This is a genomic window from Pseudonocardia sp. DxW (assembly GCF_058448985.1).
The window spans coordinates 39,250-63,869 of the sequence record NZ_JBZFLK010000003.1; the positions used below are offsets into that span (position 1 = coordinate 39,250).

At 75.6% G+C, this 24,620-nt stretch carries 26 protein-coding genes; 21 read left to right on the top strand and 5 right to left on the bottom strand.

Features of this window, described 5'->3' with window-relative positions; all coding sequences use genetic code 11:
• Positions 1-130: 130 nt before the first annotated feature.
• From ACVJO7_RS05265 to ACVJO7_RS05330, 14 genes are all read left to right on the top strand, one after another.
• A complete protein-coding gene (locus ACVJO7_RS05265) occupies positions 131-1,771 on the top strand; it encodes an acyl-CoA carboxylase subunit beta (RefSeq protein WP_491671968.1) in 1,641 nt (546 codons plus the stop codon).
• The gene (locus ACVJO7_RS05270) at positions 1,771-2,019 is read left to right on the top strand and encodes an acyl-CoA carboxylase epsilon subunit (RefSeq protein ID WP_344029231.1); all 249 of its coding nucleotides are present in this window, start codon (positions 1,771-1,773) and stop codon (positions 2,017-2,019) included. The genes ACVJO7_RS05265 and ACVJO7_RS05270 overlap by 1 nt, the downstream gene beginning before the upstream one ends.
• A 19-nt stretch (positions 2,020-2,038) precedes the next feature.
• Positions 2,039-3,130 (top strand): alpha/beta hydrolase, encoded by a 1,092-nt coding sequence (locus ACVJO7_RS05275; protein ID WP_491671969.1) that lies wholly within the window; start codon positions 2,039-2,041, stop codon positions 3,128-3,130.
• Positions 3,131-3,139: 9 nt separating this feature from the next.
• Complete coding sequence (locus tag ACVJO7_RS05280) at positions 3,140-3,796, top strand: Maf family protein (RefSeq protein WP_491671970.1); 657 nt, start codon at positions 3,140-3,142, stop codon at positions 3,794-3,796.
• Entirely contained in the window at positions 3,796-4,254 is a 459-nt protein-coding gene (locus ACVJO7_RS05285; protein WP_491671971.1) for a nuclear transport factor 2 family protein, read from the top strand. The genes ACVJO7_RS05280 and ACVJO7_RS05285 overlap by 1 nt, the downstream gene beginning before the upstream one ends.
• Before the next feature lie 41 nt (positions 4,255-4,295).
• Positions 4,296-5,198, top strand: coding sequence for a sulfurtransferase (locus ACVJO7_RS05290; protein ID WP_491671972.1), 903 nt, complete (start codon positions 4,296-4,298; stop codon positions 5,196-5,198).
• Positions 5,195-5,629: a SufE family protein gene (locus ACVJO7_RS05295; RefSeq protein WP_344029213.1), complete on the top strand. Its 435-nt coding sequence runs from the start codon at positions 5,195-5,197 to the stop codon at positions 5,627-5,629. Before ACVJO7_RS05290 ends, ACVJO7_RS05295 begins: the two co-directional genes overlap by 4 nt.
• Positions 5,630-5,776: 147 nt before the next feature.
• Complete coding sequence (locus ACVJO7_RS05300) at positions 5,777-6,634, top strand: TIGR04222 domain-containing membrane protein (protein ID WP_491671973.1); 858 nt, start codon at positions 5,777-5,779, stop codon at positions 6,632-6,634.
• A 292-nt stretch (positions 6,635-6,926) separates the two neighbouring features.
• Positions 6,927-8,699, top strand: coding sequence for an acetyl/propionyl/methylcrotonyl-CoA carboxylase subunit alpha (locus ACVJO7_RS05305; RefSeq protein ID WP_491671974.1), 1,773 nt, complete (start codon positions 6,927-6,929; stop codon positions 8,697-8,699).
• Between the two features lie 5 nt (positions 8,700-8,704).
• Complete coding sequence (locus ACVJO7_RS05310; RefSeq protein WP_491671975.1) at positions 8,705-9,286, top strand: GNAT family N-acetyltransferase; 582 nt, start codon at positions 8,705-8,707, stop codon at positions 9,284-9,286.
• Positions 9,287-9,525: 239 nt separating this feature from the next.
• Entirely contained in the window at positions 9,526-10,017 is a 492-nt protein-coding gene (locus tag ACVJO7_RS05315) for a hypothetical protein (RefSeq protein WP_491671976.1), read from the top strand.
• Between the two features lie 166 nt (positions 10,018-10,183).
• Positions 10,184-10,513 carry a hypothetical protein gene (locus ACVJO7_RS05320; protein ID WP_491671977.1) on the top strand — a complete coding sequence of 110 codons (330 nt, stop codon included), beginning with the start codon at positions 10,184-10,186 and terminating at the stop codon, positions 10,511-10,513.
• On the top strand, positions 10,510-12,141 hold the full coding sequence (locus tag ACVJO7_RS05325) for a hypothetical protein (protein ID WP_491671978.1): 1,632 nt from the start codon (positions 10,510-10,512) through the stop codon (positions 12,139-12,141). The genes ACVJO7_RS05320 and ACVJO7_RS05325 overlap by 4 nt, the downstream gene beginning before the upstream one ends.
• Entirely contained in the window at positions 12,134-12,907 is a 774-nt protein-coding gene (locus ACVJO7_RS05330; protein WP_491671979.1) for an ESX secretion-associated protein EspG, read from the top strand. Before ACVJO7_RS05325 ends, ACVJO7_RS05330 begins: the two co-directional genes overlap by 8 nt.
• On the opposite strand, the gene ACVJO7_RS05335 is transcribed toward ACVJO7_RS05330, so the two are convergent.
• On the bottom strand, positions 12,877-14,280 hold the full coding sequence (locus tag ACVJO7_RS05335) for an NAD(P)H-quinone dehydrogenase (RefSeq protein WP_491671980.1): 1,404 nt from the start codon (positions 14,278-14,280) through the stop codon (positions 12,877-12,879). The two genes, ACVJO7_RS05330 and ACVJO7_RS05335, sit on opposite strands and share 31 nt — an antisense overlap.
• Before the next feature lie 151 nt (positions 14,281-14,431).
• Between ACVJO7_RS05335 and ACVJO7_RS05340 the strand changes: the two genes are divergently transcribed.
• On the top strand, positions 14,432-14,890 hold the full coding sequence (locus ACVJO7_RS05340) for a gamma-glutamylcyclotransferase (protein WP_344029189.1): 459 nt from the start codon (positions 14,432-14,434) through the stop codon (positions 14,888-14,890).
• Positions 14,891-14,903: 13 nt separating this feature from the next.
• Here the strand turns inward: ACVJO7_RS05340 and ACVJO7_RS05345 are convergent, their stop codons facing one another.
• A complete protein-coding gene (locus ACVJO7_RS05345) occupies positions 14,904-15,386 on the bottom strand; it encodes a MarR family winged helix-turn-helix transcriptional regulator (protein ID WP_491671981.1) in 483 nt (160 codons plus the stop codon).
• Positions 15,387-15,481: 95 nt separating this feature from the next.
• On the opposite strand from ACVJO7_RS05345, the gene ACVJO7_RS05350 reads away from it, so the two are divergent.
• Positions 15,482-16,135 (top strand): FMN-dependent NADH-azoreductase, encoded by a 654-nt coding sequence (locus ACVJO7_RS05350; protein ID WP_491671982.1) that lies wholly within the window; start codon positions 15,482-15,484, stop codon positions 16,133-16,135.
• Between the two features lie 24 nt (positions 16,136-16,159).
• Here the strand turns inward: ACVJO7_RS05350 and ACVJO7_RS05355 are convergent, their stop codons facing one another.
• Positions 16,160-17,404: an amidohydrolase gene (locus ACVJO7_RS05355; RefSeq protein WP_491671983.1), complete on the bottom strand. Its 1,245-nt coding sequence runs from the start codon at positions 17,402-17,404 to the stop codon at positions 16,160-16,162.
• A 450-nt stretch (positions 17,405-17,854) separates the two neighbouring features.
• Here ACVJO7_RS05355 and ACVJO7_RS05360 point away from each other — a divergent pair, with 450 nt between their 5' ends.
• The 4 genes from ACVJO7_RS05360 to ACVJO7_RS05375 are packed head-to-tail and all read left to right on the top strand — an operon-like array spanning position 17,855 to position 22,489.
• Positions 17,855-19,573: a serine/threonine-protein kinase gene (locus tag ACVJO7_RS05360; protein ID WP_491671984.1), complete on the top strand. Its 1,719-nt coding sequence runs from the start codon at positions 17,855-17,857 to the stop codon at positions 19,571-19,573.
• 26 nt (positions 19,574-19,599) lie between these two features.
• Complete coding sequence (locus ACVJO7_RS05365; protein WP_491671985.1) at positions 19,600-20,394, top strand: purine-nucleoside phosphorylase; 795 nt, start codon at positions 19,600-19,602, stop codon at positions 20,392-20,394.
• Positions 20,394-22,031: a phospho-sugar mutase gene (locus tag ACVJO7_RS05370; RefSeq protein WP_491671986.1), complete on the top strand. Its 1,638-nt coding sequence runs from the start codon at positions 20,394-20,396 to the stop codon at positions 22,029-22,031. The genes ACVJO7_RS05365 and ACVJO7_RS05370 overlap by 1 nt, the downstream gene beginning before the upstream one ends.
• Positions 22,028-22,489 carry a flavodoxin family protein gene (locus ACVJO7_RS05375; RefSeq protein ID WP_344029168.1) on the top strand — a complete coding sequence of 154 codons (462 nt, stop codon included), beginning with the start codon at positions 22,028-22,030 and terminating at the stop codon, positions 22,487-22,489. Before ACVJO7_RS05370 ends, ACVJO7_RS05375 begins: the two co-directional genes overlap by 4 nt.
• Positions 22,490-22,495: 6 nt before the next feature.
• Here the strand turns inward: ACVJO7_RS05375 and ACVJO7_RS05380 are convergent, their stop codons facing one another.
• Positions 22,496-23,257, bottom strand: coding sequence for a GDSL-type esterase/lipase family protein (locus tag ACVJO7_RS05380; RefSeq protein WP_491671987.1), 762 nt, complete (start codon positions 23,255-23,257; stop codon positions 22,496-22,498).
• Between the two features lie 6 nt (positions 23,258-23,263).
• Positions 23,264-23,887, bottom strand: a complete 624-nt coding sequence (upp, locus tag ACVJO7_RS05385) for a uracil phosphoribosyltransferase (protein WP_344029162.1) — start codon at positions 23,885-23,887, stop codon at positions 23,264-23,266.
• A 468-nt stretch (positions 23,888-24,355) separates the two neighbouring features.
• Between upp and ACVJO7_RS05390 the strand changes: the two genes are divergently transcribed.
• The gene (locus ACVJO7_RS05390; RefSeq protein WP_010230125.1) at positions 24,356-24,592 is read left to right on the top strand and encodes a hypothetical protein; all 237 of its coding nucleotides are present in this window, start codon (positions 24,356-24,358) and stop codon (positions 24,590-24,592) included.
• The last annotated feature ends 28 nt before the right edge of the window (positions 24,593-24,620 follow it).

A 24,620-nucleotide genomic window follows, 5' to 3' on the forward strand; every position in this document is an offset into this window, starting at 1 on the left:
CCGTAACGGGCGTACGGCACACCGTCGCCCTCGGCAGGACCCGGATCGATAACGCTCCTCACCCGACCGGGTGCGCTGCGGCGGACATCACGCCGATCGGCGCGCATCCGCCGGGTTAGGCTCCCGCCTCATGAGCGCCGCAACGGAGCCGATGGCGACCCCGGACGACGGTGGGGCCGCACCTGACGTGCACACCACGGCGGGCAAGCTCGCCGACCTGTACCAGCGTTTCGACGACGCGATCCACGCCGGATCCGCGGCGGCCGTCGAGCGCCAGCACGCCAAGGGCAGGCAGACCGCACGCGAGCGGATCGACCAGCTGCTCGATCCCGGCTCGTTCGTCGAGCTGGACGCGCTGACCCGGCACCGGTCGACCAACTTCGGGATGCAGGACAAGCGCCCGTTCGGCGACGGCGTGGTGACCGGCACCGGCACCATCGACGGCCGCCCGGTGGCGATCTTCTCGCAGGACGCCACGGTGTTCGGCGGCGCGCTCGGCGAGGTCTACGGCGAGAAGATCGTCAAGGTGATGGATCTGGCGACGAAGATCGGCTGCCCGATGATCGGCATCAACGACGGCGGCGGCGCCCGGATCCAGGAGGGCGTGGTCGCCCTCGGCCTCTACGGCGAGATCTTCACCCGCAACGTGCGCAGCTCCGGCGTGATCCCGCAGATCTCGCTGATCATGGGCCCGTGCGCGGGCGGCGCGGTGTACTCCCCCGCGATCACCGACTTCACCGTGATGGTCGACGAGACCAGCCACATGTTCATCACCGGCCCGGACGTGATCAAGACCGTCACCGGCGAGGACGTCGACATGGAGGAGCTCGGCGGCGGCCGGGCGCACAACTCCCGCTCCGGCGTCGCGCACTACCTGGCCGGCGACGAGTCGGACGCGCTGGACTACGTCAAGCAGCTGCTGAGCTTCCTGCCGTCGAACAACCTGTCCGAGCCGCCGGAGTTCCCGGCCGCCGAGCCCGTCGACGGCTCGATCACCGACGGGCTCACCGACTCCGATCTCGAGCTCGACACGCTGATCCCGGACTCGGCGAACACCCCGTACGACATCCGCGAGGTCATCAGCCGGGTGGTCGACGACGAGGACTTCCTGGAGATCCAGGAGCTGTGGGCGCCGAACATCGTGATCGGCTACGCCCGGATCGAGGGCCGCAGCGTCGGCGTCGTCGCGAACCAGCCGACCCAGTTCGCCGGCTGCCTGGACATCGACGCCTCCGAGAAGGCCGCCCGGTTCGTCCGGACCTGCGACGCGTTCAACATCCCGGTGCTGACCTTCGTCGACGTCCCCGGCTTCCTCCCGGGCACCGAGCAGGAGTGGAACGGGATCATCCGGCGCGGCGCCAAGCTGATCTACGCCTACGCCGAGGCGACCGTCCCGAAGGTCACCGTGATCACCCGCAAGGCCTACGGCGGCGCCTACGACGTGATGGGCTCCAAGCACCTCGGCGCCGACGTGAACATCGCCTGGCCGACCGCGCAGATCGCGGTCACCGGCGCGCAGGGCGCGGTGTCCATCCTCTACCGCAAGGAGCTCAAGGCCCTGGAGGGCGACGAGCTGGCGGCGAAGCGGGCCAAGCTGCAGCAGGACTACGAGGACACCCTCTGCAACCCCTACATCGCCGCCGACCGCGGCTACATCGACGCGGTCGTGCCGCCGTCGCACACCCGCGGCTACGTCGGCCGCGCGCTGCGGATGCTCGCCACCAAGCGGGAGCAGGGCCCCACCCGCAAGCACGGGAACATCCCGCTCTGATGGCCGGCCCGCAGGAGAGCACCGAGCAGACCCCGGAGCAGCGCCGCGCGCTGTTCCGGGTGGTCCGGGGCAACCCGGACGACCACGAGCTGGCCGCGCTCACCGCGGTCGTCGCCGCGGCGGCCGGCGCGGGCGGGCCGGAGCGGGCACCCGCCGCGCCGGACCTGTGGTCGCACCCGGCGTCCCAGCTGCGCGCCCCGCTGGTCGCGGGGCGCGGGGCCTGGCGCGCCTCGGGGCTGCCCCGCTGACGTCGCCGGTGCCGTCCCGGTGAACGCGCTGCTGCGGACCGACATCACGACGACCGGGTTCCTGGCCGCGCTGGCCGCGGTCAGCGTGCTGGTGGTCGTCGGTCTGCGGCTGCTGCGGCTCCCGCGGCCCGGGGTGCTCGCCGTCGTGCTGGTGCTGCTCGTCGTCAACACCGGCGCGCTCGCCAACGGCTACTACGACTACTACCGCGATCTCGGGTTCGTGCTCGGCGACGCACCGGCCGACCAGGTCGCGCTCGACGAGCTGCTGACCCGCACCGGCGTCCCCGGCCACGGCGAGATCGCGCCGTTCCCGATCCCGGCGGCGGCGTCCGGGTTCGACGCCCGGCCGGCGCTGGTCTGGGTCCCGCCGGCCTGGTTCGCCCGGCCCCGGCCGCAGCTCCCGGTGGTGGTGCTGCTGCACGGCACCCCCGGATCGCCGCAGGACTGGATCGACGGCGGCCGCGCCGCCGACACCGCGAACGCGTTCGCCGCCGCGCACGGCGGCCGGGCCCCGATCCTGGTCATGCCGGACATCAACGGATCGGTCACCGCCGACTCCGAGTGCGTCGACGGCCCGGCCGGCAGGGCCGAGACCTACCTGACCGACGACCTGGTCGCCGCGGTGCACCGGACCTTCCGCACCCTCGGTCCCGGCCCCGCCTGGGCGGTGGCCGGGCTGTCCGAGGGCGGCTCCTGCGCGGTCATGCTCGCGCTGCGCCATCCCGCCGTGTTCGGCACCTTCGGCGACTACGCGGGCCTGGCCGGGCCCCGGTCCGGCGACACCAACGCCGTCGGGACCACCGTCGGCGACCTGTTCGACGGCGACCGGGCCGCGTTCGCCGCGCACGAGCCCGCCGCGCTGCTGGCGACCCGGCGCTTCCCCGGCCTCGGCGGCTGGTTCGAGACCGGCTCCGCCGATCCGCAGCCGCTGGCCGCCGCGCACCGGCTCGCACCGGCCGCCCGGGCGGCCGGGATCGACGTCTGCACCCGGACCGTCGACGGCGGCGGGCACGACTTCGACCTGTTCTCCGCCGCGCTCGCCGACTCGTTGCCGTGGCTCGCCGGGCGCGCCGACGGGTTCCCGCCGGTCGGCTGTCCCGGCGGCGGATAGGGTCCGCCCGTGCGACTGGTTCTCGCCTCCGCCTCCCCCGCCCGGCTCGGCGTGCTCCGCGCCGCGGGCGCCGATCCGCTCGTCGAGGTCTCCGACGTCGACGAGGACGCCCTGCTCGCCGCCCACCCGGACGCCGAGCCCGCGCGCAAGGTGACCCTGCTGGCCGCGGCCAAGGCGGCGGCGGTGGCCGGCCGGATCGCCGCCGAGCACCCGGACGCGCTGGTGGTCGGCTGCGACTCGATGCTGCACGTCGACGGCGAGCTGGTCGGCAAGCCCGGCGATCCGGACACCGCACGCCGCCGCTGGCTGTCCATGGCGGGCCGGACCGGTGAGCTGCTCACCGGGCACGCGGTGCTGCTGCTGGCCGGCGGCGCGGTCGCCAAGGAGGCCGAGGGGCACGCGGTGACCGGGGTCCGGTTCGCCGATCCGACCCCGCAGGAGCTGACCGCCTACCTCGGCACCGGCGAGCCGCTGAACGTGGCGGGCGCCTTCACCCTGGACGGCTTCGGCGGCTGGTTCGTCGACGGCATCGACGGGGACCCGTCGAACGTGATCGGGATCAGCCTCCCGCTGCTGCGCCGGCTGCTCGGCGGGATCGGGGTGAGCGTGGTCGACCTCTGGCACCCACGGTCCGGAGTGCCGGTCCCGGGTGGCAAGGAGTCCTGATGAGTGACGGTTCCCGTCCCCCGTTCCCGCCGTTCGACGAGGCCGGCGCCCGGAAGAAGGTGCTCGCCGCCGAGGCCGCGTGGAACACCCGCGACCCGCAGAAGGTGGCGCTCGCCTACACACCCGACACCGTGTGGCGCAACCGCGACACCTGGCTGACCGGCCGCGACGAGGTCGTCGCGTTCCTGACCGCGAAGTGGGAACGCGAGCTCGACTACGCACTGCGCAAGTCGCTGTGGGTGTTCGGCGGGAACCGGATCGCGGTGCGGTTCCGGTACGAGTCCCGCGACGCCGACGGGCAGTGGTGGCGCAGCTACGGCAACGAGAACTGGGAGTTCGCCGACAACGGCCTGATGCGCAGGCGCGAGGCCAGCATCAACGACCTGTGGATCGCGCCGGAGGACCGGACGATCCACGGTCCGCGCCCGGACGGGGACGACTCCGACTTCGGCGTCTGAGCCCGCGTGTGGGTGACCGGCCGCGCGGTTACCCTCCCGCCATGGCTGTCACGAACGACCCGGACCCCAAGCTCGCCGAGTACGCGCACCCCGAGCGGCTGGTCACCACGGCCTGGCTGGCCGAGCACCTGGCCGATCCCGGCCTGGTCGTCGTCGAGTCCGACGAGGACGTGCTGCTCTACGACACCGGCCACATCCCGGGCGCGGTGAAGGTCGACTGGCACACCGAGCTGAACGACCCGGTGACCCGTGACTACGTCGACGGGGAGCGGTTCGCCGAGATCATGTCCGAGCGCGGCATCGGCCGGGACACCACGATCGTCGTCTACGGCGACCGGAACAACTGGTGGGCCGCCTACGCCCTGTGGGTGTTCTCGCTGTTCGGCCACGCCGACGTGCGGCTGCTCGACGGCGGCCGGGCGAAGTGGATCGCCGAGGGCCGCGAGACCACCACCGACACCCCCACCCCGGCCCGCGCCGACTACCCGGTCGTGGAGCGGGACGACGCGGCGATCCGGGCCTTCAAGGACGACGTGCTCGCCCACCTCCGGCTGGTGCCGGACGGCGGCGGGGCGCTGGTCGACGTCCGCTCGCCGCAGGAGTACACCGGCGAGAAGCTGCACATGCCGGACTACCCGCAGGAGGGCGCGGTCCGCGGCGGGCACATCCCGGGTGCCGCGAGCGTCCCGTGGGCCCGCGCCGCCGCCGACGACGGCTCGTTCCGGTCGCGCGCCGAGCTGGCCGCGATCTACGAGCAGGAGCAGGGCCTCAAGCCCTCCGACGACGTCGTCGCCTACTGCCGGATCGGCGAGCGTTCCAGCCACACCTGGTTCGTCCTGACCTACCTGCTGGGCTTCGACCGGGTCCGCAACTACGACGGCAGCTGGACCGAGTGGGGCAACGCGGTGCGGGTGCCGATCGCGCAGGGCGAGGAGCGCGGGTGAGCCTCCCACCGGCTCTCGCCGAACTGGTCGACGACTTCGCCGCGCTCGGCCCGAAGGACCGGTTGCAGCTGCTGCTGGAGCTGTCCCGGGAGCTGCCCGAGCTGCCCGAGCGGTACGCCGACGCCGCCGACTCGATGGAGCAGGTGCACGAGTGCCAGTCGCCGCTGTTCCTGGCCGTCGAGGTCGCCGACGACGGTGACCGCCCGGTGCACCTGTTCTTCTCGGCGCCGCCGGAGGCGCCGACCACCCGCGGGTTCGCCTCGATCATGTACACCGGGCTGGACGGCCAGCCCGCCGAGGCGGTGCTGGAGGTCCCCGACGACTTCTACACCGACCTGGGCCTGGCCGAGGCGGTGAGCCCGCTGCGGCTGCGCGGGATCGCCGCGATGCTGGCCCGGATCAAGCGACAGGTGCGGTCGGCGACCGGCTGACACCGGGCCGTGACGGCCGCGCCGGAGGGTGCTGGACCGAACGGCCGAGTCCACCCGATCGGGTGTCGGCCGTTCGCTCCGGGCAACCTCAAGTCTCTGTGAAATCCGGCGAGCCTCCCCGTGAGCGGGCGCACACTGCTTCGAACGATGAAGCGCGCGGACCTGCACGGGGAGGCCGGAATGGGCACGAACCTCACCGGCGAGACCTGGGGTGTCAGCGCATCGGCCTTCCTCACGGCGTACCTGCTGCTCGCCCTCGTCGTGACGGCACTGACCCTCTGGTACCGCTCCCGGGTCGTCGCCGGTGACCCGGCCGGGGTCCGCACGGTGGACGGCCGCCCGGAGGACGTCGCGTACCTCAACGGCGGACCCGCCCTCGCGGTGTACGCGGCGCTGTCCGCGATGCACGTCGACGGCACCGTGCTCACCTCCGACCGGACACCCGGCCAGGTCCGTGCGGGTGGTCCGGTCACCCGGTCGGCGACCGGGCTGCAGCGGGCGATCCACCGTTCGGCGCACCGACTGATCCCGTGCCGCAGCCTCGGCACGCACGCCGCGGTCGCCGCCGAGCTGCACCGGATCGCCCGCCGGCTCGAGGTCGCCGGACTGGTGCTGGGCGCCCCCGGGCGGGACCGGCTCCGCTCGGCCGCCGTCGCGCCCGGCCTGGTGGCCGCACTCGGCCTGGTCCGGGTACTCGCCGGGCTGGCGAACGGCCGCCCGGTCGGTGCGCTGCTGGTCGCGACGCTCGCCATGGTCGCCGTGACGGTGCTGCTCGGCGCGCGGATCCCGGTGCGCACCAGGGCCGGCGACGAGGCGCTGCGCCGGGTGCGGGAGCGGCATCCCGAGCTGGCGCCGTCGATGCGCCCGGACTGGACGGCGATCGGACCGGCCGCGGCGGCGCTCAGCGTCGGCGCGTTCGGGCTCGGCGCGATGCTCGCCGCGGAGCCCGCGTTCGCCGAGGAACTGGCCGCGCAGCGGGCCGTCGCCCTCGGCGGGCGCGGCTGAGCGGCGGCCGCGCCGCACAGGACTGCCCCGGGGGGTCGGGGCTCGGCGATCCCCGCAACTCCACCACTGGGGGGTGTGGAGTTGCGGGGACCCTCCGCCCGGGGCACCACCCCTCACGTGGCCCGACTCACCTCTGGACCGATCACGACGACGTCAGCGACCCCACCCGTCCGGGGTGAGTTGCGTTCACCACAGTCTCCGCGCGGAACGATCGGGGATCCGGCTCTTACACTCGCCGGTAACCCAGCGCCGGAGCACCGGGCCGGCGCCTGCGACCCGAGGAGTTCGTACCGTGCCCGCACTGCGCAAGGTGCTCGTCGCCAACCGGGGCGAGATCGCCGTTCGTGTGATCCGAGCCGCGAAGGACGCGGGCCTGGCGAGCGTCGCCGTCTACGCCGACCCGGACCGGGACGCCATGTTCGTCCGGCTCGCCGACGAGGCCTTCGCGCTGGGTGGCTCGACCGCCGCCGAGTCCTACCTCGACATCGACAAGGTGATCGGTGCCGCGAAGCAGGCGGGCGCCGACGCCATCCACCCCGGCTACGGCTTCCTCTCCGAGAACGCCGACTTCTCCCAGGCCGTGATCGACGCCGGGATCACCTGGATCGGGCCGTCCCCGCAGTCGATCCGCGACCTCGGCGACAAGGTCACCGCCCGGCACATCGCCACCCGGGCCGGGGCGCCGCTGGTGCCCGGTACCAAGGACCCGGTCTCCGGCGCCGACGAGGTGCTCGCCTTCGCCGACGAGTACGGCCTCCCGGTCGCGATCAAGGCCGCGTTCGGCGGCGGCGGCCGCGGGATGAAGGTGGCCCGCGAGCGCTCCGAGGTCGCCGAACTCTACGACTCCGCGGTCCGCGAGGCCACCTCGGCGTTCGGCCGCGGCGAGTGCTTCGTCGAGCGTTACCTGGACCGGCCCCGGCACGTCGAGACGCAGGTGCTGGCCGACCAGCACGGCAACGTCGTCGTCGTCGGGACCCGGGACTGCTCGCTGCAGCGCCGGTTCCAGAAGCTCGTCGAGGAGGCGCCCGCGCCGTTCCTCACCGACGAGCAGCGGACCACCCTCTACGACGCGTCCAAGGCGATCTGCAAGGAGGCCGGCTACTTCGGCGCCGGCACCGTCGAGTTCCTGATCGGCGAGGACGGGATGATCACCTTCCTGGAGGTGAACACCCGGCTGCAGGTCGAGCACCCGGTCTCCGAGGAGACCACCGGGATCGACCTGGTCCGGCAGATGTTCCGGATCGCCGAGGGCCACGAGCTGGAGCTCACCGACGACCCGGCGCCGCGCGGGCACGCGATCGAGTTCCGGATCAACGGCGAGGACGCGGGCCGCAACTTCCTCCCGGCGCCGGGCACCGTCGAGCGGATCTGGTACCCGGCGGGCCCCGGCGTGCGGGTGGACGCCGGCGTCGAGGACGGCTCGGTGATCGGCGGCCAGTTCGACTCGCTGCTGGCGAAGCTCATCGTCACCGGCGCCGACCGCAGGCAGGCCCTGGAGCGGGCCCGCCGCGCGCTGGACGAGTTCCGCGTCGAGGGCATGGCGACCGTGCTGGAGTTCCACCGGCTGGTCGCCGCGGACCCGGCCTTCACCGCCGAGTCCGTCGAGGACTTCACGGTGCACACCCGGTGGATCGAGACCGAGTGGGACAACACGGTGCCGCCGTTCGAGGGCGGCGCCGGGGCCGACGAGGAGACCGGCGAGCGGCAGACCGTCGTCGTCGAGGTCGGCGGCCGCCGGCTGGAGGTCTCGCTGCCCGGCGATCTCGCGCTGGGCGGGGGCGGCGGCGCCGGCGCGGCGAAGGCCGCGCCGCGCAAGCGGGCCGGCAAGGGCGGCGGCACCAAGGTCTCCGGCGACGCCGTCACCGCGCCGATGCAGGGCACGATCATCAAGGTCGCGGTCGCCGACGGCGACACCGTCTCGGCGGGCGACCTGATCGTCGTGCTGGAGGCGATGAAGATGGAGAACCCGGTCACCGCGCCGAAGGACGGCACCGTCACCGGGCTCAGCGCCGAGCAGGGTGCGTCGGTGTCGCAGGGGACCGTGATCTGCGAGATCAAGGACTGAGCCAGGTGTCGCTCGACCCGGTCGAGATCAACGCCGGGGCCTGGTACCTGCGCGGCCCGCGGCACGACGACCGGGTGGACGACCGCCCGGCCGTCGCCGCGTCCGCGCGGGACCCGGAGATCCGGCGCTGGCGCAACCGTCCCGATCCGGAGGCCGCGGACTTCGACGCCGCCGTGACCGCGCACGTCGCGGGCCGGATCGACGGCTGGGCCAGCGGGACGCGGTGTGCCTGGGCGGTCGCCGAGCCGACCACCGGTGAGATGCTCGGGGAGGTCACCCTGGAGCAGCTCGACCTGGCGCACGGCACCGCCGAGGTGCGCTGCTGGACGCTGCCCGCCGCCCGCGGCCGGGGGCTCGCCCGGGCCGCCGTCGGTGCCGTCGTCCGGTTCGGGTTCGGCGGCCTCGGGCTGCACCGGGTCACCTACCACCACGCCGAGCCGAACCACGCCTCGGCGGCGCTCGCGGCCGCGCTCGGCTTCGTCCACGAGGGACGGATGCGGGAGGCGTGGGAGGTCGACGGGGCCCGGGTCGACGTGCTCGTGCTGGGCAGGCTGCACACCGATCCCGCTCCCTGGGACGCGCGTTGACCTGGTGGCCGCCGCGGCCCTAGCGTCGTTGCGCCGCGCACACCGGGCAGGTGCCCGCGGCGGACAACCGCATACCGCCCAACTTGATACCGCCAAACTCCACAACCGAACCCGTGTGCCCGATCCACGGGGCCCGGTCCACCCCGCCACGCGGAGTACCGCGCCGCGGATCCGCTCACCACGCAGGCCAGTCCCGCGCCGTGAGCCGTCACCAGCTCCAACGACGCACAGGATCCGTCATGCCCCTCGCCCCACCGGCGTCACCACACGTGACGACGCACATCCACACCGACGGCCCGATCCCGGGCCCGCACTCCCTGCTCACCCTGATCTCGACCGCGTACGGCGCGGACGGGGTCACGATCGGCACATTCACCGCGAACCTCCGCGAGCTGCCGGGGGCCACCGTGCACCCGACGGCGCTGGCAGACTGGCGCGGCCGGGCCGAGGACTGGCTCCTCACCCGGCGGGCCGCCCGCCCGCCGGGGCTGGTCGCGAACGCCTACGCCGCCTGGGTCGACGACCTCGGCGGCCGACCGCAGTTCGTCGTCGACCCGGCGGAACCGGACCACCTGTTCGTGTTCTGGTACCTGCAGCGGTTCGCGGGCCGCTGGCCGTTCGCCGGGCTCGTCCCCGCGTTCGCCACCACGACCTGGGCCCCACCACCGTGCCCGCTCAGCGGGTGCCGGCCCGTCGACGCGGACGACCGCCACGCGGTCGCCGCCGCGTAGCCACGGCGCCACAGCAGACGCGCACCCCCGCGCGTGCCGGATCACGACCGGCACGGGCGGGGGTGCCCGTCGTTCGCGATGGCGACCGCGGTCCGCCGACCGGACGTGACCGCGGACGACCGTGGCTAGCGTGCCGCCGTCCCGCCCAGCGTCCCGGAGGCCAGCCGTGCCCGTACCCCGCCCGGATCTGCGGATCGATCCGACGACACCGCCCGCCGTCGTGGCCGCGCTGGACCGGGCCGCGGACCGGCTCGCCACGGTCCTCACCCTGCTCGACGCCGACGCCCGCCGGATCCGGCCCTGGCTGGGTGACCCGGTGAGCGCCGAGGCGGCCGCCCGGTACGCCGGTCACGCCGCGGACGCCGCCGGTGCGGCGATCGAACGGATCCGGACGCTGCGCTCCGAGATCGTCCGGGTCGGGGACGCGGTCGCCCGCTCCGGGCGGGACTACGCCGGCACCGAGGCCGGGATCGTCCGCTCCTGGACCCGGTCGTGACCGCACCGCGCTGGACCGGGATGAGCCACGCCGAACTGCACGCGATGGTCGCCGCCGGTCCCGGCCCGGCGGCGTCGGCGGCGGCCGAACGGGCCTGGCGGGACGCCGCGGAGGCCCTCGGCGACGTGCACCGGGAGCTCGCCGACCGGGTGCGGGAGCTCCCGGCCGGCTGGTCCGGCGGCGCCGCCGACGTGACCGCCGGGGCGCTCGGGGCGCTCGCCGGCTGGGCCGCTGGCGCCGCGGCCGACGCGGTCCGGACCGCCGACGGGCTCGCCGCGCACGCCGCGCTGGCGGCCGGCCTGCGGGCCCGGATGACCGAGCCCCCGGCCGCGTCCCCACCGGCGGTCGTCCCGGCCGGGGCGGCGGTGCTCACCGACTGGGCCGCGGCGGACGCCGCCGCCGGGAACGCGGCGGCGCGGGCCGCCGAGCTGATGCAGCGCTACGCCGAGGACAGCCGGATCGCCGGGGCCCACTGGACCGGCTGGGCCGCACCGCCCGCGGTGACGGCGGGGGCGGCTCCCGCGGGGGCGTCCGTGGCGGCGGGGCTGGCTGCGCCGGGCAGTCCGGGTTCGGGTGGTCCGGGATCGGGTGGTCCGGGATCGGGTGGTCCGGGATCGGGTGGTCCGACGGTGGCCGGTCCCGGACCGGGCGGTCCCGGAGCCGGGCCGGGCGGTGCCGGGCCCGGTGCTGGCTCGCCGGGCCTGACCGGTCCTGCCGCACCGGGCCCGATCGGTGCCGCCGCGCCGGGCCCGACCGGTGCTGCCGCGCCGGATGGTGGCGTGACCGGTGCTGCCGCGCCGGGCGGTGGTTGGTCGGGCGGTGGCCTGGCCGGTGCTGCCGCGCCGGGCGGTGGCTGGTCCGGGGCCGGCTGGTCCGGGGCCGGCGGTGCCGGGGGCGTGGCCGGGCCGGGAACGGGCGGCGGGCCGGGGTGGGTGGCGGGCGGGGCCGCCGGGGCGCTGGGCGCCGCCGGTGTCGCGGCTGCCGCGGGAGCACGAGCGGCCGGACGGCCGGAGCCCGGTGCGACGCCCGGCACCGGCGCCGCAAGTCGGATGCAGTCCGGCGACGGGCCGGGCCACACCGAGGCCTCCGGTGCGGCGGGCGAGAGCTCCGGCGACCTCCGATCGGCGCACCCCGCGGCCGGGCCGGACGTCGGCCCGGCTGTCGGGTCGGCTGTCGGTCCGGGGGCGGACCCGGGTGCCCGTCCGGAGGCCGCTGCGCCGGGCGAAGATCCGCACGTCACCGCACCCGGCGGACCGACGACCACGGAACCGGGCCTCGCCGCACCCGAGGCACGGGCAACCACGAACCCGCACCTCACCGCGCTGGCAACGCCCCCGCCGGGTCTACCCGTACCCGCGGCGCCGGTGCTCCCCGCCGCCGTCGCACCCGGTGCACCGGCGGCCGTGCACCCGCATCCCGCCGCGTCCGGCGCCGCCTCTCCCGCACCCGGACCGGACGGGCGCGCACCGGCCTGGCGCCTGCTCGCCGACCGGAACTCGCCCGGCGGAACCGGCAACCCCGAGGCCGGCGACAGCGGCGAGACCGGTGGGACCGGTGAACCCGGGCCCGGCGCACCGGCCGCCGACGCGGTGCTGCGCCCCGAGCAGCGCTGGCGGGGCCGTGGCTGAGCGGGACCCGGCGACCCGGTTCCGGCTCACCGCCGCCGAGTTCGACGTCGTCTGGGAGCTGCTCGGGCTCGGCACCACCCCGGCGGCGCTGTCCGTGCCCTCGCCCGGGCGGAGCACGGACGAGCGCACCCGGGGCGTCGCCGCCGTGATGGCCGCCCTGCGCGATCGCGGCCTCGCCGGCCCGCGCGGGCCCGCACCCGGGCTGGTGCGGCTGTTCACCCTGCTCGCCCGGCCCGAACGGCAGCTGGAGGTGCGCGCCCGCTACGGGGCCGCGCTGCGCGCCGTCGCGGCCGGGAGCACCGACGGCGGCGTGCTCGCCGTGCACACCGGCGGCACCGTGACCGTCGCCGCCGGTTCCCCGGCGCACGCGGCGGTGTCCGTGCTCCCGCCGGCGCCCCCGGGCCCCGGGCCCGCGGCCGGGATGCCGACCGCCGAGCTCGCGCGGCTGCTCAGCGACGGCGCTGACCACGCTGCCGGCACCGAGCGGTCCGGGCCGTCGGCGCGGCTGGAGGCGGTGCTGCGCGGACCGGCCCGGCACGCCCAGGTGTGCGCGGTCCGGTTCGACCGCTGGGGCAACCCGGCCCGGCTGCCCGGGTACGTCACCGTCGTCGACACCGCGCGCGGCCGGTACAGGCTGACCCGCGACGCCGAACCGGGCCCCGGGCCGGAGTGGGTCACCCTGGCCCCGGTGTCCCCGCAGGCGCTGCGCGCCCTGCTCGACCAGCTGTTCGGGGATCAGTCCAGGTCGGAGTGCTGCATCAGCTGACGGCCCGCCTCGGTGATCGACCCGGACAGCGACGGGTACACCGAGAAGGTGTGCGCCAGGTCCTCGACACCCAGACCGTTCTGCACCGCCATCGCGATCGGCAGGATCAGCTCGCTGGCGACCGGCGCCACCACGACACCGCCGACGACCACGCCGGACGCCGGCCGGCAGAACAGCTTCACGAAGCCGCGGCGCAGGCCGCGCATCTTCGCCCGCGGGTTCGTCGACAGCGGCAGCATCACCGTGCGCGCCGGGACCTCGCCGGAGTCGATCGCGTTCTGGCTGATCCCGACGGTCGCGATCTCCGGCCGGGTGAACACGTTCGCCGCGACGGTCCGCAGCCGGATCGGCGCGACGCCCTCGCCGAGCGCGTGCCACATCGCGATCCGGCCCTGCATGGCCGCCACCGACGCGAGCATCAGGACCCCGGTGCAGTCACCGGCCGCGTAGACGCCGGGCTCCGCCGTCCGGGACACCTTGTCGACCGGGATGAACCCGCCGCGGTCGGTCTCCACGCCGATCTTCTCCAGGCCGAGGTCGCCGGTGTTCGGCACCGACCCGACCGTCATCAGGGCGTGCGAGCCCTCGACCGTGCGGCCGTCGGACAGCGTCACCAGCACGCCGTCGCCGGTGTTCTCCACCTTGTCGGCGCGGGCATGCGCGAGGATCTCCACGCCGCGCTCGGCGAAGACCTCCTCCAGCACCGCGGCGGCGTCGGCGTCCTCGTGCGGCAGCACCCGGTCCCGGCTGGACACCAGGGTGACCCGGCAGCCCAGCTCCACGTAGGCCGAACAGAACTCGGCGCCGGTCACACCGGACCCGACGACGACGAGATGCTCGGGCAGCTCCTCCAGGTCGTAGAGCTGCCGCCAGTCCAGCACCCGGTCGCCGTCCGGCCGGGCGGAGTCGAGCACCCGCGGGGTCGCGCCGGTCGCGATCAGCACGTTGTCGGCGACCAGCCGCTCGACGGTGCCGTCGGTGTGGGTGGCGGTGACGTCGTGCGTCGCCCGGCCGGCACCGGGCCCGTCGAACTGCGCGGTGCCGGCGATGATCCGGACACCCTCGTTCTCCAGCCGGGTGCGCACGTCCGCGGACTGCGCCAGCGCCAGCGACTTGACCCGCTGGTTGACGGCGGGCAGGTCGACCGCCGAGTTGCCGCGGTCGACCAGCACGCCCAGGTCCTCGGCGCGGTGCAGGTCCACCCGGACGGCGGCCGACGAGATGAACGTCTTCGACGGGACGCAGTCGTAGACGACGCAGGCGCCACCCATCCCGTCCCGCTCGACGACGGTCACCTCGCTGCCGTGCTGCGCCGCGACCAGCGCGGCCTCGTATCCGGCAGGTCCGCCGCCCATGATGACGATGCGGGTCACGGGAAGTCCCCCTGAGACGTCGGTGGTGGTGGGCCGGCGGCCTCGCCACCGGCGTGGACAGTGCTTCACAGTACGCGTGTCCGGTTCAGCCGACCGGGCGGGGCGGGGCCCGCCCGGCCGCCCTCCGACCCCGAGCCACTACGCTGCCCCCGTGCCGCTGTATGCCGCGTACGGGTCGAACATGGACCCCGAGCAGATGAAGGAGCGCGCCCCGCACTCGCCGATGGCCGGGACCGGGTGGCTCCAGGGCTGGCGGCTGACGTTCGGCGGCGAGGACTACACCTGGGAGGGCGCGCTCTCCACCGTGGTGGAGGAGCCGGGCTCGCAGGTGTTCGTCGTGCTCTACGACGTCCCCGAGCACGACGAGGCGCAGCTCGACCGCTGGGAGGGCGGCGAGCTCGGCCTGCACAAGAAGCTGCGGCTGCGGGTCGCCACCCTGGACGGCAGCGTCCTCGCCTGGATCTACGTGCTCAACGCCTACGAGGGCGGCGAGCCGTCGGCCCGCTACCTCGGGGTGATCGCCGACGCCGCCGAGATGGCCGGCGCGCCCGCGGACTACGTCAACGACCTGCGCAGCCGGCCGAGCCGGAAGTCCTCACCCGGCGGCTGACGCCACCCGCGGCTCAGCAGGCCGATCCGGGTTCGGTGCAGGGGTCCGCGTCGTCGGCCGGCCGGGCCCGGGCGATCCGCCCGATCATGTCGCGGAACAGCGGACGCTCCGCGTCGTCGAGCGGGGCGAGGAGCTGGTCCTCGACCTCGGCGATGCGCGCGGACACCTCCGCCAGCAGCCGCCGGCCCGCCTCGGTGAGCAGGACCTGCCGGGCCCGGCGGTCCGCCGGGTCCGGGCGGCGCTCCACCAGGTCGCGCTTCACCAGGTCGTCGACCAGGTAGGTCATCACCGTCCGGTCCAGCCCGAGCAGCTGGGCGATCGTCGCCTGGTTGTGGCAGGCGCCGCCCGCCGCGACGGACAGCACCTGGAACCCCCGCGGCCCGCCCGGCAGATCGTCGACCTGCTCGTGCACCGACCGCAGGTAGGCGCGCAGCACCGTGCCGAGCGACCGGCCGAGCTCGCCGGTGTCGGGCACCTCCTGCACCGCCTCCGCCATGCCCCGAATCGTACAGATTCGACCTTCGCGGCAAGATAATCATGATGTACGATCATCTGGTTCACAGATTATCTTCCAGCGAGAGCAGGTCCCGCATGAGCAGCACCCTCTTCCGGCTCGACACCAGCATCCGCACCGAGGGCTCGGTCACCCGGGCCGTCGCCGACACGCTGCAGCGCACGATCCTCGAGGAGCTCGGCGAGGGCGCCCGGGTGGTCCGGCGCGATCTCGCCGTCGAACCCGTCCCGGCCGACGCGTGGGCGAGCGCCGCCCTCGCGCCGGAGCAGGGCCGCTCCGCGGAACAGGAGCGCGCCGTGCGGACCGCCCGCGAGCTGGCCGACGAGGTCCTGTCCGCCGACGTGCTCGTGCTCGGCGCCCCGCTGTACAACTTCGGCGTCTCGCAGCACTTCAAGACCTGGGTCGACACCCTGATCACCGATCCGCGGCTCGCACCGGGGCAGACGCCCCTGGCCGATCGGCCGGCCTTCCTCGTGACGGCACGCGGGGGCGGCTACGCGCCCGGGACCCCGCGCGAGGGCTGGGACCACGCGACCGGCTGGATGCGCCGGATCCTGGTCGACGTCTGGGGGCTCGATCTCGACGTCATCGAGACCGAGCTCACGCTCGCCGAGGTGAACCCGCAGATGGCGGAGCTGCGCGAGCTGGCCCGGGCCCAGCTCACCGAGTCGCACGACGCCGCGCGGCGCGGCGGGCGCGCGGTCACCCTGCGGCTGCGGTCGGTCGCCTGACCGGGGCGGGCGCCCCGGCGACGGTCAGGAGGCGTCCGCGAGCGCCGCGAGCGCGGCGTGCACCAGCACCCGGGAGCCGAACGGCAGCGACCGCTCGTCCAGGTCGAACGTCGGCTGGTGGATGTCGCGCTGCGGGCCGCTGCCCGACCACACGCCGAGCCGGGCCATCGCGCCCGGGGCGTGCTCCAGGTACCAGGCGAAGTCCTCGCCGCCGGAGGACTGCTCGGTGCTCGCGTCGGCCGGCTCGCCGCCGACGGTCACCGCCGCGTCCCGCAGCAGGCCGGTCGAGATCTCGTCGTTGACCACCGGCGGGACCCCGCGGACGTGGTCCAGCACGTACCCGACACCGGTCGGGGCCAGCACCGCGGCGACCAGCGCGCGCAGCGTGTCCTCCAGCTCGGTCCAGGTCGCGTGGTCGGCGGTGCGCAGCGTGCCGCGCAGCATCCCGGACTGCGGGATCGCGTTGGCCGCGTCGCCGGCCTGCACCGCTCCCCAGGTCAGCACGGTGCCCGAGCGCGGGTCCACGTGCCGGGTGAGCAGTAGCGGGACCTGGGTGGCCAGCAGGCCGAGCGCCTGCACCAGGTCGGCGGTCAGGTGCGGGCGCGAGGTGTGCCCGCCCGGCGACGTCAGCCGGACCTCGATCAGGTCGCAGGCCGAGGTGATCGGCCCGACCCGGGTACCCAGCCGCCCGACCTCCAGGCGCGGGTCGCAGTGCAGCGCGAAGATCCGCTCGACGTCGGACATCACGCCCTGGGCGACGACGTCCAGCGCGCCGCCGGGCTGCACCTCCTCGGCCGGCTGGAACACCAGCCGGACCCGGCCGGGCAGCGACGGCGCCGAGTTCAGCGCCAGCGCGGCGCCGAGCAGCATCGCGGTGTGCGCGTCGTGCCCGCAGGCGTGCATCACGCCGGGCACCGTCGAGGCGAACGCGAGCCCGGTCTGCTCCTGCAGCGGCAGCGCGTCCATGTCGGCACGCAGCACCACCAGCGGACCGCCGTGGCCGATGTCGCAGACGACGCCGGTCCCGCCGGCGAGCGTGCGCGGCTCCAGGCCGGCCCGCAGCAGCGTCTCCGAGACGCGGGCCGTCGTGCGGTGCTCGCGACGGGCCAGCTCCGGCTGCGCGTGGATGGCGCGGCGCCACCCGACGATCTCGCCCTTGTGCGCCCGCATCCACGATTCCAGCCAGGCCGGACCCGTGCCGGCACCGAGGTCGTCGACCGGCAGGTCGCCCACCTCGGGAAGCTCGGTGCGGGTCTGCAGCGCAGTCACCTTGTCCTCCTCGTCCGGGATGTCGGGGCCCCGGCCCGCCGCCCCGTCACGGGGCGTCGGAACGTGCCCGACCACGACTCATGGTGCTCACCCGTCCGGCGGTGTTCCAGTCGAAAGCGGCCGTTCACGGGTCCGCGCGGCGAGGGGTCGGCGGGATGCTGCCAACGGGTTCACCAGTTGTGACGAGCGGGCGGGCGGGAGCGCGACGAGCGGCCGTTTCCGCCGTTCACCGGCGGTCCCGGACCGGACCGCAACCGCACCGCAGCCGCCCCGCAGCCGCCCCGAATCCGCACCGTCACCGGGCCGTGACGCAACGGCGTCCGCCCCGCGGCCGGCGCCGCCCGGCGACCGGGCGCCGCGCAATTGGTGACACACCGTCACCGGCCGGAACCGCCTGTCACAGCCGGTGTGCAGGTGGGCGGCTCGCGGGACGATGGAACAATCGCCGGCGTGACCGTTCCCGAAGGCGATGTCCAGCGCCGCCAGATCGCCGGGCGGTACCGCGTCGACGGGCCGCTCGGCAGCGGCGCCATGGGCACCGTGTGGTCCGGTTTCGACGACGTGCTGCAGCGCCGGGTCGCCCTGAAGGAACTGAAGATCCCGGACGGGATCCCGGCCGCCGAGAAGCTCGAGCTGCGCGAACGGATCATGCGCGAGGCCAGGGCGCTGGCCGGTCTCTCGCACCCGAACGTCGTCACCGTGTTCGACGTGCTGGACTCCGGCGGCGACGAGCCGCTGGTCGTCATGGAGCTGGTGCCGTCGAAGAACCTGGCCGCGGCGATCGCCGAGGCCGGGCGGCTCGACCGGGCCCAGGCCGGCGTCGTCGGGTACGGCACCGCCGCCGCGCTGCGGGCGGCGCACCGGGCCGGGATCACGCACCGCGACGTCAAGCCCGGCAACGTCCTCATCTCCGACGACGGCCGGATCAAGCTCACCGACTTCGGCATCGCCCGCAACGAGTCGGACGCCCCGATGACCTCGGCCGGCCTGGTGCTCGGCTCCCCCGCCTACATCGCCCCGGAGGTCGCCGCCGGCCAGCCGGTCACCCCGGCCGCGGACCTGTGGGGCCTGGGCGCGACGCTGTTCGCCGCCGTCGAGGGCCGGCCGCCCTACGACGTCGACGGCGATCCGGTGCGGACCATCACCGAGGTCGTCGACGGCCCGGTGCCGGTGCCGACCGTGGGCGGCCCGATCGCCGAGGTGATCTCCGGGCTGATGGTGAAGGAGCCCGCGGGCCGGATGCCGCTGGACGAGGTCCGGGCCCGGCTGCGGCCGCTGCTGGCCGACCCGGACGACCCGATCTTCCCCGGCTCGCCGGACGTCCCGACCGTGATGGCGCGGGTCCCGGCCCCGGCCGCCCCGCCGGCGTCCGGCCCGCAGGTGCCGCACCGGCCGCCGGCCGCGACCGGCACGCACACCCGCGGCGGGGCGCCGCCCGCCACCGAGGTGGCACCGGCCGCCCCGGCCGGACACGCCCCACCGGCCGCACCCCCCGTCCCCGAGCACCGGCCCGCGCCCCGGCCGGCCCGCCCCACCGGCCCGGCCGGACGGGCCGGACCGGCGCCCGCCCGCCCCGCCGCGGCGCGGGGCACCGGGTTCGCCGGCGTGCTCGGCGGGGTGCCGCTGGTGCTCGGCGGCGCGCTGCTGGTGCTGCTGGGCGCGCTCGCCGGGTTCGCCGGGGTCCGCGCGCTGGCCGGCCAGGAGCCGCTGAGCACGATCACCGTCGCCACCGAGCGCACGCCGCGGGTCGCCCACCCGGATCCGCTCGGGTTCTCCGTCGCGGTCCCCCAGGACTGGACCCAGTACCGCTCCCCGGCGGGCGACGGCTCGGCCGTCGTCCGGTTCGTCAGCCCGGACGGCCGGCAGGAGCTGTCCGTGCGCGCCGCCGCCTCCACCGAGGCGGTCGCCGGCGCGCTGACCCCGGAGGCGCTCGGCGTGGACGGCGTCGACGCCGGCCCGGTGCAGCCACAGGCCGACGGGTCCGACCAGATCGAGATGACCACCACCAGCGGCCCGCAGGAGCGCAGCACGCTGCTGCGGATCTTCCCCGGCCGCGATCCGGACGGCGTCTGGGTGCTGCAGCTCACCTCCCCCGCCGGCCAGGCCGAGGAGGCCGCCGCCGGGCTGTTCGACGCGGTCGCCGCCGGGTTCCGGAGCACCGGCGGCTGATCCCGGCCGGTGATTAGGGTGGCGCCATGTCCGCCCCCGCGCACACCGCCCAGGAGGCCGCCGCCGAGCTGGCCCGCCGCACCGGAACCGAGCGGCACGACGTCGCCGTCGTGCTCGGCTCCGGCTGGCGTCCCGCCGCCGACGTGCTCGGGACCGCCGACGCGGAGCTGCCGATGGCCGAGCTGCCCGGGTTCGTCGCCCCGTCCGCGGTCGGGCACGGCGGCACCGTGCGCTCGCTGACGATCGGCGGGCGCCGGGTGCTGGTGCTGCTCGGCCGCACCCACCTCTACGAGGGGCACGGCGTCGAGCCGGTGGTGCACGGGATCCGGACGGCGGCCGCGGCGGGCGTCTCGGCCGTGGTGCTCACCAACGCCGCGGGCGGCATCACCGAGGGCCTCTCGGTCGGCCAGCCGGTGCTGATCGCCGATCACCTCAACCTGCTCGCCCGCTCGCCGCTGGTCGGCGCCGACTTCGTCGATCTCACCGACGCCTACTCGCCGCGGCTGCGCGCGGCCGCCCGCGAGCTCGATCCGTCGCTGGTCGAGGGCGTGTACGCCGGGCTGCCCGGGCCGCACTTCGAGACCCCGGCCGAGATCCGGATGCTGCGCACGCTCGGCGCCGACCTGGTCGGGATGTCGACCGTGCTGGAGACGATCGCGGCCCGCGCCGCCGGGCTGGAGGTCTGCGGCATCTCGCTGGTCACCAACCTGGCCGCCGGGCTGTCCGGGCAGCCGCTGGACCACCAGGAGGTGCTCGACGCCGGGCGGGCCGCGGCGACCCGGATGGGCGAGCTGCTGGGCGAGCTCGTCGCCCGCGTCTGATGGGGCCCGATCCGCAGCTGCGGGACGCCGCGCTGCGCTGGATCGCCGACGACCCGGATCCGGGCACCCGGGCCGAGCTGCAGCGGCTGCTGGCGACCGCGCTGGCCGGCGGCCCACCGGCCGCCGACGCCGTCGCCGGGCTGTCCGACCGGATGTCCGGGCCGCTCCGGTTCGGAACCGCGGGCCTGCGCGGCCCGGTCCGGGCCGGGCCGGCCGGGATGAACGTGGCGGTGGTGACCCGCACGACGGCCGGGCTCGCCGGCTGGCTGCGCGCCGGCGGCCGGACCGGGACGGTCGTCGTCGGGCGCGACGCCCGGCACGGCTCGGCCGCGTTCGCCGAGGCCGCCGCCCGGGTGCTGACCGGCGCCGGGTTCGAGGTGGTGCTGCTCGATCCCCCGGTGCCGACCCCGCTGGTCGCGTTCGCCGTGCGGCGGCTCGGCGCGGTCGCCGGGATCGCGGTCACCGCCTCGCACAATCCACCGGCCGACAACGGCTACAAGGTGTTCCTGCAGGACGGCGCCCAGCTCGTCCCGCCCGACGACGCCGGCATCGAGGCCGCGGTGACCGCCGCGCCGGCCGCGGTGTCGGTCCCGCTGGGGCCGCTGCCCGCCGTCACCGACGTGACCGCCGACTACCTGGACCGGATCGCGACGCTCCCGCGCACCCCGCACGGCGCCGCCCCGCGGATCGCGCTGACCTCGATGCACGGTGTCGGCGGCGCGCTCGTCACCGCCGCGCTCGCCCGCACCGGGGTGCACGACGTGCACGTGGTGGCCGCCCAGGCCCGGCCCGATCCGGACTTCCCGACGGTCGCGTTCCCCAACCCGGAGGAGCCCGGCGCCACCGACCTGCTGCTCGAGCTGGCCGCCGGCTGCGGGGCGGAGCTGGCCGTCGCGCTGGACCCGGACGCCGACCGGTGCGCGATCGGCGTCCCGTTCGACGACGGCTGGCGGATGCTCTCCGGCGACGAGACCGGCGTGCTGCTGGCCGATCACCTGCTGCGGACCCGGGGCGAGCCGGACCGGCCGGACGCGCCGGCGCCGCTGGTCGCGACGACGGTGGTGTCGTCGTCGATGCTGGCCCGGGTCGCGGCCGCGCACGGCGCCCGGTTCGCCGAGACGCTGACCGGGTTCAAGTGGATCGTCCGCGCCGGCGACGGGCTGGTCTTCGGCTACGAGGAGGCGATCGGGCTCTGCGTCGACCCGGACGCGGTCCGGGACAAGGACGGCGTCTCCGCCGCGGTGCTGGCCGCCGACCTGGTGCGCGGGCTGGCCGCGGCCGGGTCGTCGGTGCCCGCGCGGCTCGACGAGCTGGCCGCCGCGGCCGGCGTGCACCGCACGCTCGGCGTCTCGCTCCGGATGGAGCCCGCCGAGCGGGACCGCGCGGTGCAGCGGCTGCGCGACGCGCCGCCGCCGGGCTGGGCGGCCGACCGGCCGGCACCGGACGTGCTGCGGCTGCGCCGCGACGGCGTCCGGGTGGTGGTCCGGCCGTCCGGCACCGAGCCGAAGCTGAAGGCGTACCTGGAGGTCGTCGAACCGCCGACCGGCGATCCGGCGCTGGTCCCGGCGTCCCGGGAGCGGGCGGAGCGGCGGCTCGACGCGCTGCGCGCCGAGGTGGACGGGATGCTGAACCGGTGAGCGGGGCCCGGCTGCTGATCGTGCACCACACGCCGTCCCCGGCGACCGCCGAGCTGCTGGCGCAGGTGCGGGCGGGCGCCGCCGATCCGGAGATCACCGGGGTGCGGACCGTCGCCCGGGCCGCGCTGGCCGCGACCGCGTCCGACCTGCTCGCCGCGGACGCCGTGCTGCTGGGCACCCCGGCCAACATCGGCTACATGTCCGGGGCGCTCAAGCACTTCCTCGACCAGGTGTACTACGTGTGCGGCGAGGACACCCGCGGCCTGCCGTACGGGTTGTGGGTGCACGGCGGATCGGACACCTCGGGCGCGACCCGGTCGGTCACCGCGATCGCCGAGGGCATGGGCTGGGTCGCCGCGGCCGCTCCGGTGGAGGTCACCGGCGCCCCGGACGCCGCGGCCCGGGCCGCCTGCCGCGAGCTGGGCGCGGTGCTGGCCGCCGGGGTGATGCCGGGCTGAGCCCGGCTACCTGCGGGTGGAGGGCACCGGCGTGCGGTCCTGCCAGGCCCCGATCCGGTCCGCCCACATCGCGGCGATGGTGCGGTAGGCGTCCGGGCCGGCGTGCAGGCCGTCGGCGGTGCGCCCGCTGCCGAACAACCCGGACACGTCGGCGTACTCCACCGAGCGGCCGGCCGCCCGGTGCCGCTCGGCCACCCCGGGCAGCAGCGAGGCGAGCCGGGCCCGCTCGGTCCGCTGCTTCGGGAGCGGCGCCCACACCCCGGCCATGATCACGTGGGTGCCGGGCGCCGCGGTGAAGATCCGGTCCAGCACCCGGTCCAGGGTGGCCGCGGTCGCCTGCGCCGACGTCCCGGACAGCAGGTCGTTGGTGCCGGCGTGCAGCAGCACGACGTCCGGGTCGGCGGCCAGCACCCAGCCGCCGGTGAGCGGCAGCATCCGGGCGGCGGTCCAGCCGGAGCGTCCCTCGTGGTCGGTGTCGGGCAGCGCGTCCGGCCCCGACGAGCGGGAGCCGACGAAGTCGACGGCGACGCCGTCGGCGGTCAGCCGCTCCCACAGCGGCAGCCGGTAGCCGGCCGTCGCCGGGCTGCCCACCCCGACCGTCGACGACGCCCCGAGCGGCATCACCCGCAGCGCGCCCGGCGACGGATCGGGCACCTCGGTCTCCTCCGGCCGGTCCGCGCCGGGCAGCAGCGCCACGGCCGCGACGAGCAGCGCGGCCGCCAGTGCGGTCAGGACCCGGCGCCGGGTCGGCGCGGAGGGTGCCGGCACTACCGCTCAGACCGACCCGAACTGGCGGTCCCCGGCGTCGCCGAGTCCCGGGACGATGAAGGCGGAGTCGTTGAGCCGCTCGTCGATGCTCGCGGTGACCATCCGCAGCGGCAGGCCCGACTCGCGCAGCCGCTGCACGCCCTCCGGGGCGGACAGCGCGCAGACCACGGTCACGTCGTCGGCGCCGCGCCGGGTCAGCAGCTCGACGGTGTGCAGCATCGAGCCGCCGGTGGCGAGCATCGGGTCGAGCACGAAGACCGGCCGGCCGACCAGCGAGTCGGGCAGCGACTCCATGTAGGGCACCGGCTGGTGGGTCTCCTCGTCGCGGGCCATCCCCACGAAGCCCATCTGGGCCTCCGGGATGAGGTTCAGCGCCGCCTCGGCCATGCCCAGGCCGGCCCGGAGCACCGGCACCAGCACCGGGGGCGCCGCGAGGCGGTGCCCGACGGTGCGCGAGACCGGCGTGTGGATCGGCTCCTCGGCCAGCGGCGCGCCGCGGGTCGCCTCGTAGACGAGCATCAGGGTGAGCTCGCGCAGGGCCGCCCGGAAGGTGGCGTTGTCGTTGCGGGCGTCCCGCATGTTGCTCAGCCGCGCCCGCGCCAGCGGGTGGTCGACGACGATCGTGTCCACGAGCGGAGAGCCTACGTGCGCGCGGACCGGCCGGTATCCCCCGGCGAGGGGCACCCGGCCGCGGCGCCGTCCCGGCCGCACACCCCGGACCTGCTGCGGCACAGCGGGACCGGTGACGACGTCGACACGGATGCGTGTCAGGGTTCACGAAGAGTGAGCGGTCCGTCGCCACCGACGAGTGATGTCAACTCCCTTGCTGCAGCCCCGGTCGTCCGCCCGGGTGAGGCCCGCGGCACGGTCACAGACCTTGCGTGACAGTCGATCCCCGATCGGTCCGGCAGTGACCAACAGTGCTCGCGCCGACACGCCGGGCTCCCCACATCGCGTGATCACGCGCGCTGAGTGCCACTATCGGCACACAAGGTCGCCGAACTCGGGATTCACCTGACCCGAACGGGTGGTATGGCCGAAACGGTGTCACATCGAAGCCCCCGCCGACGCTGTACTAGATGACGAGGAGGTGATCCGATGCCGGAGAACACGACTTCCGAAGAGCAGACGTTGATCGCTGCTGCGGAAAAGCTCACGCAGTGCGACGGATACGTCGTTCTGGCGGTGGACCCGCAGACCGGGGAGGTGGACGCGCACGGCCCGTTCGACGGGATGACGGCGACCATCAAGGCGGACCAGCTGAGGCGCGACTTCGACCGGGGCGGTCTCGAGGACGTGTCGATCGGCGTGGTCCGCCTGCACAGCCAGGCCTGACCGCGCCGGGGCTCCCCGAGGCCCCCGA

Coding starts and splice junctions, on each gene's coding strand:
- ACVJO7_RS05270 (WP_344029231.1), top strand. CDS start 1,771: ATGGCCGGCCCGCAGGAGAGCACCGAGCAGACCCCGGAGCAGCGCCGC.
- ACVJO7_RS05300 (WP_491671973.1), top strand. CDS start 5,777: ATGAAGCGCGCGGACCTGCACGGGGAGGCCGGAATGGGCACGAACCTC.
- ACVJO7_RS05350 (WP_491671982.1), top strand. CDS start 15,482: ATGAGCAGCACCCTCTTCCGGCTCGACACCAGCATCCGCACCGAGGGC.
- ACVJO7_RS05365 (WP_491671985.1), top strand. CDS start 19,600: ATGTCCGCCCCCGCGCACACCGCCCAGGAGGCCGCCGCCGAGCTGGCC.
- ACVJO7_RS05390 (WP_010230125.1), top strand. CDS start 24,356: ATGCCGGAGAACACGACTTCCGAAGAGCAGACGTTGATCGCTGCTGCG.
- ACVJO7_RS05285 (WP_491671971.1), top strand. CDS start 3,796: ATGAGTGACGGTTCCCGTCCCCCGTTCCCGCCGTTCGACGAGGCCGGC.
- ACVJO7_RS05265 (WP_491671968.1), top strand. CDS start 131: ATGAGCGCCGCAACGGAGCCGATGGCGACCCCGGACGACGGTGGGGCC.
- ACVJO7_RS05315 (WP_491671976.1), top strand. CDS start 9,526: ATGCCCCTCGCCCCACCGGCGTCACCACACGTGACGACGCACATCCAC.
- ACVJO7_RS05370 (WP_491671986.1), top strand. CDS start 20,394: ATGGGGCCCGATCCGCAGCTGCGGGACGCCGCGCTGCGCTGGATCGCC.
- ACVJO7_RS05290 (WP_491671972.1), top strand. CDS start 4,296: ATGGCTGTCACGAACGACCCGGACCCCAAGCTCGCCGAGTACGCGCAC.
- ACVJO7_RS05345 (WP_491671981.1), bottom strand. CDS start 15,386: ATGGCGGAGGCGGTGCAGGAGGTGCCCGACACCGGCGAGCTCGGCCGG.